We start from the raw sequence: 13951 nt of genomic DNA, 5'->3' as shown, positions 1-13951 counted from the left end.
GGCGGCCGGCAGGCGTCTGGATGTCCGTACCGACCACCTCAGGAGGACATCATGACCGGAACGACCCGTATCCCCGCCGCCGAGATCTCCGGCTTCAAGGGCTGGCTCGTCAAGCGGATGGCGAAGCGGACACTGGGCCAGGTGCCGACCTCGATCGGCGTGTACTGGCACCACCAGAAGGTGCTGATGGACATGGCCGGCCTCGGCGGCAAGGTCCAGAAGTGGGATACCTGCGACGAGCAGCTGAAGTCGTTCGCGCACATGGCTGTCGCGTCCCGCGTCGGCTGCACCTGGTGCCTGGACTTCAACTACTTCGAGGCCCACAACAAGGACCTCGACATGGCCAAGGCCCGCGAGATCCCGCGCTGGCACGCGTCCGAGGTGTTCACCCCGCTCGAGCGGGAGGTGCTCGCCTACGCGGAGGCGATGACCGAGACCGAGCCCACCGTGACCGACGAGATGGTCGAGTCGCTGCGCGCCCAACTCGGCGACGCCGCCGTCATCGAGCTGACCGGTGTCATCGCGTTCGCCAACTTCACGACGCGGGGCAACGTCGCCCTCGGCATCGAGTCCGACGGCTTCGCCGCGGCGTGCGGGCTCGCTCCCCTGCCCGAGCGCGCCGCCGTAGGGTCATGACCGTGTCCGACGACCCCTTCCTCCTCCACCGCGGGCTGCTGTTCACCGTGGCTTATGAGATGCTCGGGGCGGCCTCGGAGGCCGAGGACGTCGTGCAGGAGACTTGGATCCGCTGGGATGCCATCGGCGAGGCGGCCCGGGCCGAGGTCAGAGACCCGCGTGCTTTCCTCGTCCGGATGACCACCCGCAAGGCGCTCGACCGGCTGCGCGCCAACGCGCGGCGGCGCGAGGAGTACGTCGGCGAGTGGCTGCCTGAGCCGCTGCTGACCGCCCCGGACGTCGCCGACGACGTCGAGCTGGCCGACAGCGTGTCGTTCGCGATGCTCACCGTGCTCGAGACGCTGGCACCGATCGAGCGGGCGGTCTTCGTGCTGAGGGAGGTCTTCGACCTCTCCTACGGCGAGATCGCGGAGGCGGTGGACAAGTCCGAGACCGCCGTACGCCAGATCGGGCATCGGGCCCGCAAGCACGTCGCCGCCCGCCGGCCTCGTGTGGAGGTGAGCCGCAGCGAGCAACAGGAGGTCGTCGAGCGGTTCCTCGCCGCTGTGACCGGCGGCGACCTGCAGGAGCTACTCGACGTCCTGGCCCCCGACGTCGTGCTGGTGGCCGACGGAGGCGGGATCGCCCAGGCACTCATGAACCCCGTCACGGGTGCCAAGAAGGTCGCGAACCTGCTGCGCACGTTCCCGAAGTTCGGGGCCGGCGCGACCTTCGTGCCGGTGCTGCTCAACGGCGCGCCGGGGGCGCGGATCGTCGGCCTCGACGACGGCTTCGATACCGCTATCACCTTCGCCGTCGAGGGCGGGCGGATCAGCCGCATCTTCGCGATCCGCAACCCGACCAAGCTCAGCCGGCTCGAGGTCGAGGCGCCGCTCACGCGGTAGGCGCCGGGTCCGGGCCGGACCGGGAACAACGAACTATCCTCCCGTACACGTCCTCGCTGCGACGGCGGATGGCGACCCCATGCGCTATGTGCCGTAGCCAGACACGGCGACCAGCCCACGGTCATTCCGACAACACCCGTGGCGCACTGTCAGCGGGCACACATGCAGCGACACTGCGGCCGAACACGGGGAAGGATCCTTGAGCCGCATGCCCGACCTGGCCGGCGACGACGGTCAGGAGCGGGCGGGCGGTCAAGAGCACGTCGGGCCCGTCCGCGAACGGGTCGGCGTCGATCACGACCAGGTCGGCGCTGAGCCCGGCCACGAGCCGGCCGGTCACGGACTCCCATCGGCCGGCATGCGCGGTGGTCCCAGAGTGCGTCGGGGTGGCGGCCGTCGGCGAACGGCCACTCCATCGCGGCCGTACAGCTCTCGATCACCCCGTCCACGAAGATCTTGATGCCCTGGATGTGCAGCCACGGCCCCCGGTGCGTCCTGCGCAGGTGGACCGCTCGGGCCACCTGCGCGAGGTCGCGTTCGCGGTCGCCGGTGCGGTTGACGATCCAGTGGCCCCCCATCCGGAGCGGAAGTCGACCGTCGCGGGCCAGGGCCTGCTCCAGCGGCCGCAGCTCCTCCTCCCCCAGCCCCATGTCGACCGCAGAGGTGACGCCGGCTGCCAGGTAGCAGGCGAACGCGTCGTCCTGGGCCGCCAGGCGCTCGACGTCCGTGGTGAGGCCGTCCAGGACGTCGCGCATGAGGCCGAGCGCGGCGTTCTCGAGCAGGAAGCCCGTGGCCTCGCCGTCGGCGTCGCGCTCGATGCGCCCGCCCAGGGGGTCCGGGGTAGACCGCGTGATGCCCAGCTCGCGCAGGGCCGCCGAGTTGACCCAGGCCGAGTGCAGGTCGGCGGCCGTCAGGTAAACCGGCCGGTCCGGTTCGACGGCGTCGAACATCGCGCGGTGCAGCGCTCTCCCGCCGAGCGCGGCGAAGAGCCAGCTGCGACCCCGGACCCGAGGTGCGTCCAGGTCGGCCGCCGCGGCGGACGCCACCCTCGCCTGGATCTGGCCGAGGTCGGCAGCGTCGAGCAGGTCGACCTGGGCGAGGGACTCGCCGAGGTTCACGAGGTGCGTGTGCGCGTCGACGATGCCCGGCAGGACGAACGCGCCATCCAGCTCGACGGTGTCTGCGCCGGCGGCCAGTCTGTCAGCGGTCTCGGTGTCGCCGACGTAGGCGATGCGATCGCCGTCGGTCACGACCGACTCGGCCCAGAGCGGCTCGGCGGCGGTGAAGATCCGGCCGGCGCGGTAGTGGACGAGCGTCATCGGACACCTCCGCGCGCGCCGTATCGGTTGATGGTGGCGAGGTAGATCGCAGCGGGCAGCACCAGGCCGGCCACGAGGGAGAGGTCGACGCCGCCGAGGGCGGCGGAGACGGGTCCCGTGTAGACGGGGGTCGACGAGCACAGCAGGGCCACGACCGCACCGACCAGCGAGCCGACGGCACCGGGCACGTTGACTCCGCGGGTGTACCAGTGCGGGCCTCCGCGCGACTCGTCGCTGAGCGCCTCGCCGCTGCTCGTGCGACGACCCGAGCGCTCCGACACGGCCGGTGGCCGTGAGGCGGTCCTCGAGCTGCTGTCGCGGGACCCGGACATCGATGCGGTCTACGCCTTGACCCCGGAGCACTCGGTCGGCGTCCATCAGGTGCTGGGCGAGCGCGGACTGCTGCAGCGCGTACAGCTTGTCTGCGGGTCGGACGCCGAGTCGATGCGCTCGGCGGCACCGCCCATCTCGGCGGTCGACCGCCAGCCGGAGGCGCTGGCGTGGGAGGCCACCATGCGGCTTCTCATCGTCGTCGACGGCGTGGAGCGCGAGCCCCCGCCCGCCCCCGACCACGGCCGCATCATCGCGCGCAGCACGTCACGAGTGAGCCTGCTGGACTAGGTGCCGAGCACGGTTGACGGCCGGTGAGGCCGTGCGATCAGGGCGACAGAATCCCGTCACGGCAGGTGCGCTGAAGTGAACCCCCCTGGCGTGAGGGGCGGGTCGGCCGTCGCGACTATCCCCAACCCTGACGAAGCGCACCTGCGGGCTGGTGTGCTTGCGTCACTACATCGGTGTGGCCCTTCCGGGGTCTCAGGAAAATGGAGAAGGGATAGGTGCTGATGCGGAAGTCACTCTGGCCCGGGCTTGTGGGGTCTCTTGCCATCTTGGGTGCGTTTGCGTTGCCGGCAGGGCCGGCGACGGCGGCTGGATCCAGTACGGCGTACACGTGCACCGGCGGTTCGATCCCGTCTGGGAACTACTCCAGCATCACGGTGGCCGGGTTCTGTGACGTAGTGCCGGACGCGGTCATCAACGTCACGGGGAACATCAACGTTGCCGCGGATGCGGTCTTCGACGCGCAGAGCGCGCCATCGACCATCACCGTCGGCAAGAACGTCACCGCGGCTGCGGGCTCGATCCTCGGTCTTGGCTGTCAGCCCAACGGCGCCCACGCGGCCCACCCGTGCGCGATCGAGCCGGACGGTCACTCCGTCATCACCGTCAAGGGCAACGTCACGACCACCGACGCGGACACCGTGCTGCTGAACGGCATCACGGTCAACGGAAACGTCACTTTAACCGGAGGCGGGGGTGAGTTCCCCTGGCCGATCAAGAACAACACGATCGGCGGGAACGTCACCGCGAGCAACATCACGCCCGAGTGGTTCGGCCTGCTGTTCAACCACATCGGCGGAAACGCGACGTTGACGAACATCATGTCGACCGACCCCGAGGACGAGGGGTTCGCCTCCGTCAACGTCGTGTCCAACACGATCGGGAGGAACTTGAACTGCGACGGGCTCGGTCCGCGCCTGTCTGGTGGCTTCATCCCCGGTGCGGTGAACATCACCGGCGGCAAAGCGACAGGCCAGTGCGCAGGTCTCGTGGGCGGTTAGCCCCTTCGTCTGGTCACCACCCGCTCGGGCGGGGTGGTGAACAGACAGGTCGGGCGCGCTCGCATCGCCTCCGGAGGCGGTCCGCTCCATCGCCAGATCCGATCGCGGGTGAGCGGCACCGACGCGGAGCGACGCGCTGTCCGCGGTCGAGCGCGCCGTCCTACTGGGAGTCAGGTGCCCGCGACGCGCTTAGCGTCCGCTACTGCCTGGGTCAGGACAACGACCATTTGGTCGCGTATCGAAAGATTCCTGGGATCCTTGCTAAGAGCCCACATGCCTCGTACAACACCGATCGACTCGACGTCTTCCGTATCCGTCGTATAGATCAGCTGGGGAGCCTTGAACCAGCCCCCGTTACTTCCGGCACGAACGCCGACGATGTGTCTGAGCCAGACTGTACGAGCATCGAAAGGCGCATAGGACTGCAAGATCTCCCCGACCAGCTCGGCACCAGGCACTTTCAGTTGGCCGGCGACATACGCGGCACCTTTGATCGCAACGTCGTTCGCGATGTTCTTGATCAACTTGATGGGGGCGAAAAGCAGGCGCCTGTTCGTGACGACGAACTGCTGTCCAACCTGACCCTGGCCGCCGTAGAAGACGCCCCGCACCTCTTCAAGCTCGTCAAGGGGCTCGCGCTCGTAGTTCGTCATCAGAGCTCCCGGGCAGTAAGAGTGATCGGGCTTTCGACCTCAAGTAAGCCTCCGCCCACAACGCAGCCAAGCCATCGAGGTCCGCGCCTGATACATCACACCGCGACGGCTCTCCACCATCATCCCCCCGATTGGCGAAAGAACCATCGCAGGTCCGAACGGATGATGGACGCCATCAGCGGCGGAATGGGTCACCTCGGGGCTGCCGAAGGTCAGCGCCCTCTGCCTCATCCAGAACTGAGTCCGAGGCGACGAGCGGATTCCTCCCGCATCTCGACCTTGCGGATCTTCCCGGTGACGGTCATGGGGAACTCCTCAACGATCAGGACATAGTGCGGGATCTTGTAGTGCGCGAGCCTCCCCGCCGCGAACGCCCGGACTCCTTCACAGTCCAGAGGCTCGGCTCCGGGACGGAGCTTGATCCAGGCGCAGAGTTCTTCGCCGTACTTCTGGTCGGGCACGCCGACGACCTGGACGTCCTCGATGTCGGGGTGGGTGTAGAGGAACTCCTCGATTTCCCGCGGGTAGATGTTCTCCCCGCCCCGGATGACCATGTCCTTGATCCGGCCGACGATCGCGCAGTAGCCGTCGTGGCGCATCACGGCCAGGTCGCCGGTGTGCATCCAGCCGTCGGCGTCGATCGCCTCGGCGGTCTTCTCCGGGTCGTTCCAATAGCCCAGCATCACCGAGTAGCCACGGGTGCAGAACTCGCCCGGCTCACCGCGCTCGACGGTCTTCCCGGTGACGGGGTCGATGATCTTGATCTCCACGTGGGGATGGGCCCGCCCGATGGTCGCCGTACGCCGGTCCAGGTCGTCGTCGATGCGCGTCTGGGTCGCGATCGGTGAGGTCTCGGTCATCCCGTAGGCGATCGCGACTTCGGTCATCCCCATCTCGTCGATGCACCGCTTCATCACCTCGACCGGACACGGAGACCCGGCCATGATCCCGGTCCGCAGGGTGGAGAGGTCGAAGGACGCGAACCCCGGAGCGTTCAGCATCGCGATGAACATGGTGGGGACGCCGTACACACCGGTGCACTGCTCGTCCTGGATCGTTTGCAGGGTGATCAGCGGTTCGAAGCCGGCCGAAGGAATCACCATAGTGGCCCCGTGCGTAGTGCAACCGAGGTTGCCCATCACCATCCCGAAGCAGTGGTAGAACGGCACCGGAATGCACAGCCGGTCCGCATGGGTGAAGTTGAGAACACCCGTGGTCAAGAAGGCGTTGTTCAGGATGTTGGCGTGGCTCAGCGTGGCTCCCTTCGGAAAGCCGGTCGTGCCTGAGGTGTACTGGATGTTGATCGGGTCATCGCTTCCCAAGGTGGCCATGCGGTCGGCGACGGCCCTTTGAGGAAGGGTCTCACCGCCGGCGACCAGGTCGGTCCACTCGTCGGTGTCGATGAAGATCACCTGCTCGACGGGAGTCTCGTGCCGGACCTCGCCGATCATTGCCCGGTAGTCACTGGTCTTGAAGTCCGTGGCCGAGATCAGCAGCTTCACGCCTGACTGACTGAGCACGTAGGCCAGTTCGCGGGTGCGGTACGCCGGATTGATGTTGACCAGGATCGCGCCGATCTTGGCGGTCGCGTACTGCGCAATCGTCCACTCCGCGCAGTTCGGCGCCCAGACACCGACGCGGTCACCCTTGGCGATGCCGGCCGACAGCAGCCCCCGGGCGAAGGCGTCGATGTCACCGTTCAGTTCGGCGTAGGTCCAGCGGCGACCGGACGCCACCTCCACGAGAGCCTCGCCGTCGGCGAACTCGAGTGCGATGCGCTCGAAGTGCGCGCCGATCGTCTCCTGGAGCAGTGTCGTGCTGGCTTCGCCAGCGGCATACGAATCCACGGGAGTCTTCCTCCATGTCGAAGTTGGTGCTCCGACCCGGGCGGGTGGTCCACACCCGGGTCGGAGATCTCACTGGCAGGTCTCGTGGCTCAGAGAGCGACGTTGACGGCCTTCGTCTGCGTGTACAGGTCGAGTGCGGCTCCGCCGAGTTCGCGACCCCAGCCCGATTGCTTGTAGCCGCCGAACGGGAGTGCGGTGTCGAACCCGTTGTACTGGTTGACCCACACCGAACCGGCCTTGAGTCGCTTGGCGACCTTGTGGGCACGGGAGACATCCCGGGTCCAGATGCCTGCCGCGAGACCGTATTCGCTGTCGTTGGCTGCAGCGGCGATGTCGTCGGCTGCGTTGAAGGGCATGGCTGCGACGACCGGGCCGAAGATCTCCTCACGAACGATCGAGAACGAGGGGTCGACGTCGACGAAGACGGTGGGCTCGACGAAGAAGCCGCGATCTCCGAAACGATTGCCGCCGGTGAGCGCCCTGGCCCCGTCGGCGAGACCGGCAGCCATGTAGCCGGTCACGCGGTCGAACTGTTCTTGCGACACGAGCGGGCCGAGCTGGGTCGTCGGCTCCATCCCTGGGCCGATCTTGACCTGAGAGGCGGCTTCGGCGACGGCCTGGGTGAAGTCCTCGAAGATCGTGTCCTCGACGAAGAGACGGGTGCCGGCGACGCAGCACTGTCCGTGGTTGAACAGCCAGGCGTTGACCGAACCGGCGACCGCGAGGTCGAAGTCCGCATCGGCGAAGACGATGTTGGGGCTCTTGCCGCCGAGCTCGAGCGAGACCTTCTTCAGGTTGCCCTTGGCCGCGTCGACGACGAGCTTCCCGACCTCCGTCGAACCCGTGAACGCGACCTTGTCGACGTCATGGTGCGCGGCGAGGGCAGCACCTGCATCGCCGTACCCGGTGACGACGTTGACCACACCCGGCGGGAAACCGGCTTCCTCGAAGAGCTCGCCGAGGAGCAAGGCGGTCAGTGGCGTCTGCTCCGCAGGCTTGAGTACGACGGTATTGCCCGCCGCGAGCGCCGGGGCGATCTTCCAGGCCGACATCAGGAGCGGGAAGTTCCAAGGGACGATCTGCCCGCACACGCCGACGGCCTCCCGCAGTGTGTAGGCATGGAACTCGGCGTCCGGGGCGAACGGCATCGAGACGTTGACCGTGCTGCCTTGGATCTTGGTGGCCCAGCCGGCGTAGTACCGGAACACATCGGCGGCCCACTCGGTGTCGACAACCTGCGCGATTACGGCGGACTTGCCGTTGTCCAGGGATTCCAGCTGGCCGAAGATCTCGGCGCGCTCGGAGAGCAGGTCACCCACCCGCCAGATCAAGCGCTCGCGCTCGGCCGACTTCATCCGCGACCAAGGGCCCTCGAAGGCGGCACGCGCCGCCTTCACTGCCCGGTCGACATCCGTGGCGTCGCCGTGCGCGACGTACGTGAGCTTCTCTCCGGTCGCCGGGTCGTACGTCGGGAACGTCCGGCCCGACGCGGCTTCGACCCAGTCACCACCGATGAGCAGTCTCTTGCTGCCGGACAAGAACTCTCGAACCCGGGGCTGGATCTGGACGTCTGCAACGGCGGTCATGGTGTCTCCTTGGTGGTTTGGGTTACTGCAGGTTTCGTGCGTCGACGAGCTAGACGGCCTGTGCCAGTTGGCAAAACTTCGAGGCGTGGAAGACAAGGGGCGCCTTGTGGGGCTGCCGGCTCACCTCGTGGATCTCGAACAACACGATCGTGTGATCGCCGGCGTCGAGCTCGGAGTGGATGCTGCACTCGAGCCAAGTTGCGCTCTCCGACATGAGGACCGCGCCGGCGCTGGTGGTCTCGAAGTCGACACCCGCAAACCGGTCAGTGTCCTTGGTCGCAAGCTGACGACAGAGCTCGCCCTGACCCTCGGCCAGGACGTTGATCCCGAACCTCGCCGAGTGACGCAACAGGGGCCACGTCGAGGAGGTGGAAGCCATGCAGACCGACACGAGTGGCGGGTCCATCGACACGCTCGTGTATGAGCTGGCCACGATCCCAAGTGGCCTGCTCTCGACGACTGCGCAGATGGCTGTGACTCCCGAGGGGAAGCAGCCGAAGGTCCCCCTGAGCAGCTGGGTGTCCAGACCGCTTGCAACTGTGGTGCTCATCTCCATGCTCCCTTCATTCGGGTTCATTGCATGGAAAGAGCGTGCTACCGCAAGGGAATGCTCACATCCGTGAAGATCACCGAGATCTGCACGGAGAGGGGCAACGGGCTCAGGCGTGGCCGCGCTGGCCCACGTCCAGCCGGTCCGTGCACAGGGCTTCATGGCGGGGCATCGACAACCGCTGGTAGATGTCCCGCGCCTGCTTGAGCAAGGTGTTCGCCCGTTTCTCCTGATGCTGGGCCGTCTCGTGGAGCATCGCGCCGTGAAGGCGGAGGGTGTGGGCCAGCTCGACGATGTGGGGCAGCGCTTCAGCCTGTTTGCGTGCGTTCTCGAAGTGGTGCTCAGCTCGTTCCCAGTCACCTCCAGCGGCCGCTGCGATGCCGGCCGCACGGGCAAGGAGGCGGCCGCCCCGGTACTCGATGCAGATGACGCCGGTGCGTTCGATGCACGCCTCGATTACCGGCAGCAACGCTGCAGATCGCTTGAAGTCGCCCAGGACGGCAAGTCCCTCTGCCGCGGCCAGCGCCATCGTCCACGAGCCACAGGTGTTGGCGCCGTCCGGCCTAGGGAGGTTGTGCTCGTAGCGGCGCAGCAGGTCGTCTGCGAGCGCGGTGTGCCCGGCGTACGCATGGAACTCGTAGAGCGAGGCCCAGGCCCAACCCACCATGGCGCTGTCCGGCTCCGCGGAGTGTGCGGCCTCGAGGTAGGTCTCCGCCTCGTCCCAGTCCCCTGCCAGGAACTTGGCCATCCCGGCCCACCCCAGGGAGTGGTCGCGCAGCCCGACCCCGACCGAGCGACAGAACGCCAGGTCCGCCAGGGCGAAGTGCTCGAGCTCGGCAAGATCGCCCCGCTCGAAGAAGTCGATCATCGCGCTCATGCGCGCCCACTGCTGCATGGCCCCGTAATTGCCGACACGTTCTGCAAGGGGGGTCAGCTCCATCCCCACGGCACGAGCCTCCGCGAATCTGCCCAACCCCACCAGGGCATAACTCATGAATCCGAACATGCTGCTCAACGTCCAACTGTCATCCACGCGGCGAAGCACTTCAGCCGCTTCCGCGCAGTGCTCCACCGCTGCCCTGTGCTCCAGGAAGGCTGCGTGACCGAGCGTCTTCATCGCCAATCCGTGGGCCCGCAACGCCTCGTCCCCGAGCACGGCTGCGATCGAAAGTTCCTCGGCGATCGCTTCCACACAGGTCGTGTAGTCACCGGACCAGGCGCTTGAGAACGACAAGGCACCGAGGAGCTGACCACGCTCCGAGGTCGGAGCCGGACCGAGAAGTCCCAGTGCTTCCTCAGTGAGCTGGCGGGCCTCGTCCGTGCGCAGGGCGAACACGATGTTGTGGTTCGCAGCGGCGCACGTGCGAGCAATGAGCGTCGGGTCAATGACCTTGGCGGCAAGACGAAGGGACTCCTGCCACGACGCCACCGCATCCATCCAGCGCCCCAGGCTGCGCTCGGCAAGACCGATCTGGAACCTCAGCTCGACGACATCTGAAACCTCGGCGAAGTCGAGCATTCCCTCGGCCCGCTTGAAGAATCGGAGAGCTTCCTCCGGCGCCGCAACATTGAGGGCCGACCGTCCGGCCATCGTCAGGTAACGAAGAGTCTGCAGGCTGTCGGTGACCTGACCGGCTTCGACGAGATGCCTGGCGATCTCATCGGCCCGGGACTCGAGCGAGTTCGGGTACTGCTCCTCGATGACGCGGGCAACCATCGCGTGAAGCCGGCGTCGGCGAGGCAGCGACAGGGACGCCAGGACGGTACGCCGGACGATGGCGTGGGCGAACGAGTAACGCTCCGTGCTGGAGGAACTTGATCCGTCCGTCACATCGATGACCAGATTCGCGGTCTCGGCTTCCTCGATGCAATCCACCATCACCGATTCGGTGATCTCGGCGACGGCCTGCAGCATTGACAGGTCGAACTCCTGGCCAAGGACCGCGGCGATCCTCAGGACTCGGCGGGCCTCCGGGCTCAACCGGTTGGCCCGATGCGTGATCACTTCCTGCACCCCGACAGGAACCGCACGCTGCTCATCCGACCGCGCCCTCATCGCGGATTCGTGGAGGTTGCGGATCACCTCGACGGTGAAGAACGGGTGGCCCCGGGTCTCCGCGAAGATCTCGAGGGCGAGGGCTTCGCGGGACTCAACCGGCGCCGCGCCCGACTCGAGCACCAGCTCTCCCACGTCGAACTGGTTCAGCCCCTTGAGCGCCAATTGGGAGTGGACGGCGTCGCGGCGTACCTCGGCGAGGAAGGCAGCGAAGCCCGGCGACTGGCCGACGTCTCGGTAGGTGCCCAGGACCATCACCGGTCCGCGCAGTTGCCCACGCAGCAGGTACTTCAGCAGGTTCAGCGTCGATTGCGGCGCCCAGTGCAGGTCATCGATGACCAAGAGGACCGGGGCCGCTTCTCCGGCACCACGCAGGAGGCGCTTCACCGCCTCGAACAGGCGCATCCGTGCCACGTTGGCATCGGACTGCAGGGCATCCATCGGACGCGGCAGGCGGGACCCGACGCTCGGCATGATGCGCGAGAGGTCACCCAGCAATTCGCCCACGTCCGAGTGGAGCCGTTCGGCGGGACAGAACGTGACGTACGGCGCCAGCGCGTCACCGAAGGCCTCGAAGGGCCCTTGGCGATCCTCGTCGCAGCGGCCGAACATGACGATCGAGCCATCGGCGAGCGTGGACTTGGCGAACTCCGCGGCCAGACGCGTCTTTCCGATGCCGGCTTCCCCCGCAAGAAAGGCGACTTCAGGGGTACCTGCCTTGGCAAGCCCCCAGGATCTGCTGAGCGAACGCAACTGATCGGCTCGCCCGACGCAGGCCCCGACATCGGCCATGCGCAGCAATCCGGACGGCGGCTCCAGTTGGTCGATCCAGGAGCGGCCGGCTTCCTCGGCGAGGTTGACCAGCAGCGACCTGTTGCCCACCCCGAACTTCGCCAACAGGGACGAGACATGGCTCTCGACGGTCCGCACCGAGATGGTGAGGTTCTCGGCGATCTCGGCGTTGGACATCCGTCGGCGGATGGCAGCCAGCACTTCTGCCTCACGTTGGGTGACGAACCGCTCCTGCAGTGAGCCCCCTGTCGAGGAGTCCTTCTCGCGCTCCACTGATCCCTCCACCGACGGTCCAACCGTCCACGACGTTGCACTCCATGTCGCGACCGCGCTCCCGATCGCCGCCCCGCCCCAACTGGAGGCTATGCCCGCCGGGCGCCGCCGAACCAGTCTCCGTGGAAATTCCCGTGGTGGGTACGTAACCCCGCCATCGTCGACCCATCACACGATGGGCAGCACCGAGGCACCCACCCGAGAGCGAGACGTCATGAGTACAGCCGCGTATGACACAGAACCCTTCGAGCAACCCACTCTCGACACGGGGGCGGTCCCCGTCGGGCTCTCCAGGCCAAGCGCTGGAGTCCCGTGGATCATCGGCGTCTTCGTCGCGGCCGCAGGGTCGTACGCCGGCATGCGGTGGATCAACTCATCAGGGCTCGATACCCTCGCACCACCCCTCGCGAGTATCTGGACCGCGACCGTGGGCGCCGCGATTGCCTCCGCCCTGGCTCTGGCCGGCTACGGGCCCTTCGCGAAGATCTCCTCGGCGACAATGCGGGCGCTGGTCATCACCGTGGTGGCGTTGGCCAGTGCGTTCCTCAGCTGGCAGGCGCTCCACGTTTGGTTCGGCATCGACATGGCGAAGCTCGCCTTTCCCATCATTGCGACGCTCTGGTTCTGGATCGCCGTGACCAGCTTCGTTGGCGAGGAAGCGCACGCTGCCCATCTGACACCCGGGCGGCGCACCATGCTTAACGCCGTCGTCTGGATCGGCTTGACCCTCGTCGTGGTGTTGACCATCACCTGGATCCCGCCGTTCTGGTTCCCGATTGCGCAGACCCTGTTGGTGACGGGCGGTTTCGGCTACCTGCTGCGCGGCATCCGTCAACCGGTGAAGAGCTTGTACGCCTGGGCGATCCTCGCCGTCCTCACCGCAACCGTCGTCGGCGCTTCCGCGGCTCTTGGACTCTGGACGTCCGCACCGCCTACCGGCCCGTGGACGGTGGGAGCGCCGAACGCGTCGTGGAGCATCTTCTTCGCCGTGTGGTGCGGCACGAACTTCGGCGTACTGGCGATGCTGCAGTGCTGGCCCTTCAGCCGGATCCGTCAGCCGTTCGGCACCGCTGTGGCCATGGTCAGCGTCATCGCGTGGTCAGCCGCCATCGCGGCCCTCCTGGGCGTCGTCTTCGACAACCTGTTCGCCGAACACGCGCTGGCCCAGCTGGAAGCCCAGGTCTATGCCTGGCACCTCGTCTTCTGGTCGCTGTCGTTCCCACTCGTCTGGGGCATCGGTTCCGCGCCGTACCGCTGGATCAGTCAACGGACGCCGGGCGTCTGGGAAGACGCTCACTGAGCGTGCCTCCGCGGAAGGAGTTTCCGATGTCGAACATTGTGTTGGTGGGCAATCCCAAGCCTGGTTCCAGGACCTTGCAGGCCGCCCGGGAGGTCGCGCATCAGTTGTTCGACGCCGGGGTGGACGAGGTCATCGACATCGCCACCTTTGGAGCAGGGCTCCTGCAGACCTCCGACGAGGCCGCTGACCGGGCGCTGGCGACGGTGTCCAACGCGTCGATGCTCCTGGTGACCTCGCCGACGTACAAGGGCACCTACACCGGCTTGCTCAAGCTCTTCCTCGACAAGCTGCCCGGCAACTCCCTTGAGGGAGCCACCGCATTTCCCATGATGCTCGGGGCCGGGCCGGGCCGGGCCACGCCATGACCCCGGAGCTCACCCTCCGCCCGGTCCTGGTCGAACTCGGCGCGAGTTGTCCGGTCCGCGGTCTCTACCTG

13 protein-coding genes and 1 pseudogene are annotated in these 13951 nt (G+C 67.0%); 6 read left to right on the top strand and 8 right to left on the bottom strand.

Features of this window, described 5'->3' with window-relative positions; genetic code table 11:
- Positions 1-51 precede the first annotated feature (51 nt).
- A complete protein-coding gene (locus tag ACYQ1K_RS10775; protein WP_459982972.1) occupies positions 52-636 on the top strand; it encodes a carboxymuconolactone decarboxylase family protein in 585 nt (194 codons plus the stop codon).
- On the top strand, positions 633-1520 hold the full coding sequence (locus ACYQ1K_RS10770; protein ID WP_459982971.1) for an RNA polymerase sigma-70 factor: 888 nt from the start codon (positions 633-635) through the stop codon (positions 1518-1520). The genes ACYQ1K_RS10775 and ACYQ1K_RS10770 overlap by 4 nt, the downstream gene beginning before the upstream one ends.
- A 121-nt stretch (positions 1521-1641) precedes the next feature.
- On the opposite strand, the gene ACYQ1K_RS10765 is transcribed toward ACYQ1K_RS10770, so the two are convergent.
- From ACYQ1K_RS10765 to ACYQ1K_RS10755, 3 genes and pseudogenes are all read right to left on the bottom strand, one after another.
- The gene (locus tag ACYQ1K_RS10765) at positions 1642-1860 is read right to left on the bottom strand and encodes a hypothetical protein (protein ID WP_459982970.1); all 219 of its coding nucleotides are present in this window, start codon (positions 1858-1860) and stop codon (positions 1642-1644) included.
- Between the two features lie 70 nt (positions 1861-1930).
- Positions 1931-2839 (bottom strand): annotated as a pseudogene (locus tag ACYQ1K_RS10760) (amidohydrolase); the annotation flags it as partial.
- On the bottom strand, positions 2836-3027 hold the full coding sequence (locus ACYQ1K_RS10755) for a hypothetical protein (RefSeq protein ID WP_459982969.1): 192 nt from the start codon (positions 3025-3027) through the stop codon (positions 2836-2838). The gene ACYQ1K_RS10755 and the pseudogene ACYQ1K_RS10760, both read right to left, overlap by 4 nt.
- Before the next feature lie 13 nt (positions 3028-3040).
- Here ACYQ1K_RS10755 and ACYQ1K_RS10750 point away from each other — a divergent pair, with 13 nt between their 5' ends.
- Together ACYQ1K_RS10750 and ACYQ1K_RS10745 are read left to right on the top strand one after the other, a co-directional pair.
- Positions 3041-3460: a substrate-binding domain-containing protein gene (locus ACYQ1K_RS10750; protein WP_459982968.1), complete on the top strand. Its 420-nt coding sequence runs from the start codon at positions 3041-3043 to the stop codon at positions 3458-3460.
- 221 nt (positions 3461-3681) lie between these two features.
- On the top strand, positions 3682-4458 hold the full coding sequence (locus ACYQ1K_RS10745) for a hypothetical protein (protein WP_459982967.1): 777 nt from the start codon (positions 3682-3684) through the stop codon (positions 4456-4458).
- A gap of 170 nt (positions 4459-4628) precedes the next feature.
- Here the strand turns inward: ACYQ1K_RS10745 and ACYQ1K_RS10740 are convergent, their stop codons facing one another.
- The 5 genes from ACYQ1K_RS10740 to ACYQ1K_RS10720 all read right to left on the bottom strand — a co-directional run bounded on the left by ACYQ1K_RS10740 (position 4629) and on the right by ACYQ1K_RS10720 (position 12215).
- Positions 4629-5111, bottom strand: a complete 483-nt coding sequence (locus ACYQ1K_RS10740) for a hypothetical protein (protein ID WP_459982966.1) — start codon at positions 5109-5111, stop codon at positions 4629-4631.
- Positions 5112-5338: 227 nt separating this feature from the next.
- Entirely contained in the window at positions 5339-6958 is a 1620-nt protein-coding gene (locus ACYQ1K_RS10735; RefSeq protein ID WP_459982965.1) for an AMP-binding protein, read from the bottom strand.
- Positions 6959-7047: 89 nt separating this feature from the next.
- Entirely contained in the window at positions 7048-8544 is a 1497-nt protein-coding gene (locus tag ACYQ1K_RS10730) for an aldehyde dehydrogenase family protein (protein WP_459982964.1), read from the bottom strand.
- Between the two features lie 49 nt (positions 8545-8593).
- Positions 8594-9094 (bottom strand): flavin reductase family protein, encoded by a 501-nt coding sequence (locus ACYQ1K_RS10725; RefSeq protein ID WP_459982963.1) that lies wholly within the window; start codon positions 9092-9094, stop codon positions 8594-8596.
- 109 nt (positions 9095-9203) lie between these two features.
- Complete coding sequence (locus ACYQ1K_RS10720) at positions 9204-12215, bottom strand: ATP-binding protein (RefSeq protein WP_459982962.1); 3012 nt, start codon at positions 12213-12215, stop codon at positions 9204-9206.
- Between the two features lie 499 nt (positions 12216-12714).
- On the opposite strand from ACYQ1K_RS10720, the gene ACYQ1K_RS10715 reads away from it, so the two are divergent.
- On the top strand, positions 12715-13515 hold the full coding sequence (locus tag ACYQ1K_RS10715) for a hypothetical protein (protein WP_459982961.1): 801 nt from the start codon (positions 12715-12717) through the stop codon (positions 13513-13515).
- Positions 13516-13541: 26 nt separating this feature from the next.
- A complete protein-coding gene (locus tag ACYQ1K_RS10710; protein ID WP_459982960.1) occupies positions 13542-13880 on the top strand; it encodes an NADPH-dependent FMN reductase in 339 nt (112 codons plus the stop codon).
- The last annotated feature ends 71 nt before the right edge of the window (positions 13881-13951 follow it).

It is taken from the genome of Nocardioides sp. AN3 (genome assembly GCF_054653495.1).
This window is presented reverse-complemented; position numbering and strand designations above follow the sequence as displayed.

Excerpts from the sequence above, each read along its gene's own strand:
- ACYQ1K_RS10775 (WP_459982972.1), top strand. The coding sequence starts at position 52 with ATGACCGGAACGACCCGTATCCCCGCCGCCGAGATCTCCGGCTTCAAG.
- ACYQ1K_RS10770 (WP_459982971.1), top strand. The coding sequence starts at position 633 with ATGACCGTGTCCGACGACCCCTTCCTCCTCCACCGCGGGCTGCTGTTC.
- ACYQ1K_RS10730 (WP_459982964.1), bottom strand. The coding sequence starts at position 8,544 with ATGACCGCCGTTGCAGACGTCCAGATCCAGCCCCGGGTTCGAGAGTTC.
- ACYQ1K_RS10745 (WP_459982967.1), top strand. The coding sequence starts at position 3,682 with ATGCGGAAGTCACTCTGGCCCGGGCTTGTGGGGTCTCTTGCCATCTTG.
- ACYQ1K_RS10715 (WP_459982961.1), top strand. The coding sequence starts at position 12,715 with ATGCGGGCGCTGGTCATCACCGTGGTGGCGTTGGCCAGTGCGTTCCTC.
- ACYQ1K_RS10725 (WP_459982963.1), bottom strand. The coding sequence starts at position 9,094 with ATGAGCACCACAGTTGCAAGCGGTCTGGACACCCAGCTGCTCAGGGGG.
- ACYQ1K_RS10710 (WP_459982960.1), top strand. The coding sequence starts at position 13,542 with ATGTCGAACATTGTGTTGGTGGGCAATCCCAAGCCTGGTTCCAGGACC.
- ACYQ1K_RS10740 (WP_459982966.1), bottom strand. The coding sequence starts at position 5,111 with ATGACGAACTACGAGCGCGAGCCCCTTGACGAGCTTGAAGAGGTGCGG.